At 59.4% G+C, this 2,112-nt stretch carries 1 protein-coding gene; it reads left to right on the top strand.

The genetic code is table 11. The features are described 5' to 3' along the window. A partial coding sequence (locus NA624_RS22925) for a beta strand repeat-containing protein (protein ID WP_439040298.1) occupies positions 1 to 1,977 on the top strand: 1,977 nt, incomplete at its 5' end. Positions 1,978 to 2,112: the final 135 nt, after the last annotated feature.

Below are 2,112 nucleotides of genomic sequence, written 5' to 3' on the forward strand. Positions count from 1 at the left end.
GTGAATGGCACGCTTACCGTGAATAACGGAACCGTAGTGAAAGGCCTTGCCACAGGTGGCGGGAACGGGGTGACGGTTTCCGGCGACCTCGTCACCGACAGCGGTGACGGTATCTCGATTACAGGAACCGCATTTTCCGGAGACGGCGTTAAGGTCGATGGTGACACCACGCTGACAAACGCGATGCTGAACGGGAGGGCTGACAGCGGCAACGGAGTCAATATCGCCGGTAACCTGACCACAGACAGCTCCACTCAGGTGAGTGGACATGCAGCCAGCGGAACAGGCGTCAATCTGGGTGCAGCCCTGACCGGTGCTTCGGTTAAGGGGAGTTCAGACACCGGCACAGGTGTGCAGTTAGCGGATAACGCGGTGGTGACAGAAGCCGTGCTGAACGGCAGTTCCACCTCCGGTGACGGTGTGGCGGTCACCGGGAGTGTGACGCTGGATGATACCAGCGCCGCGAAGCTGAATGCCTCTTCGACAAGCGGTACAGGGCTGAAGCTTGCGGATAACGCGAATGTCAGCATTCAGACCATCACCAAAGTGACCCAGGAGAAGAAGGACGCGGACGGTAATCCGGTACTGGATGCAGACGGCAATCCGGAAACGGAGACCATCACCACACAGGCTCCGGTCACCACGCCGGTGACGCTGACGGGAACCTCAGAGCAGGGCTCGGGGATTGCCACCGAGGGTAACGTCAGTATCAGCGGGATTGTGCTGAACGGCAGCACAACAGCAGATACGGGGACGGGCGTGAGTCTGGGCGGTAACCTGACGATAGCGGATGACATTTCAGGGGTGACGGCAGGAGCGACTGGTAACGGGACGGCGCTGGTCGTGAACAATGCCAGCATTCACTCAGATGGTTATACCGATAGCGGGAAGGACTTTGTCATCAATGCCTCAGTGTCAGGTAACGGCACAGCCATTAAAACTCAGGGCAGCAGTCAACTGGATGAAGTTGTACTCAACGGCAATGCCACGGGCGGCGGCACGGCGGTGGAGCTCGGCGGTCAGGTGTCGGGGGCGAACATCACGGGCACGTCAGACAGCGGCACGGCGGTACGGGTGACTGACGGGGCCGGCGTTGATGGTTCTGCAGTTAAGGGGCATTCGGACAGCGGTACGGGTCTGCAGGTGAGTGGCAACGCATCCCTGAACAACTCCGACCTGAGCGGTACCACGCAGACCGGAACCGGGGCCGCGGTGACAGGCAGCCTGACGGCGGATACATCTTCGCAGGTGACCGGCTCGGCCACTCAGGACGGCGGTACTGGCGTCACGGTGGACGGTTCGGTGACCGGTGCCACGGTGACCGGGGACGCAACCAGCGGAGACGCGGTCCGTATCGCGGATGGTTCTCAGTTTACCGGCGCAGACATCAAAGGGACTTCCGTCACTGGTTCAGGCATTAAGACGCAGGGGAATGTCAGCCTGGAAGGCGGAACTCAACTGGCAGGTGGTTCTCAACAGGGAGCCGCACTGGATGTCTCCGGTACACTGAACCACGATCCGGATTCCTCAGTGACAACGACACCGGATAACACCGGAAGCGTCATTGGTAACGAGAATATCCACGAAGTCATTCCTGTTGTGCCACCGATGCCGGATGAGGGAGGGAATAACCAGCCTGACCAAAAACCAGGAGGCGACACCGATAAACCCACAGTGCCGTCTGAACCTGACCACAATCAGGAACATGATCACAATCAGTCACATAATGCGTCACTTCGCAAACAGGCTGAAGTAAACAGTCTCCGCCAGGGGGCAGCAAATGCGCAGGTGACGCAGATGAACCGGGCATCTCAGGACGGTTTCCATGCCGCAGGCTCGCCGCCGGTGCCGGTAAGCGGTTATCAGCCGGCAGAGCAGACGGTGGATATCAGTCTGTGTGACGACAGTGACTGTCAGTCGGAGTCCCTGGACGCCGGCAGGCCTGCGCAGGGCAGGGCGAAGACATCCGGTCGCTGAGAGTCTGACCGCATCCTTTTTTAATCACACAGAGAAACCTCATTCCGGCCGGTGCTCAGGCACCGGTCAGGGGATTTCCTGCGCTTTTTTCCTGACACTGGAGTGAATGAATGATGACTTCCCGGACTGAACCGG

The organism is Salmonella sp. NW38, from assembly GCF_051807745.1.
In the GTDB taxonomy this organism is placed as follows: Bacteria; Pseudomonadota; Gammaproteobacteria; order Enterobacterales; family Enterobacteriaceae; genus Salmonella; species Salmonella enterica.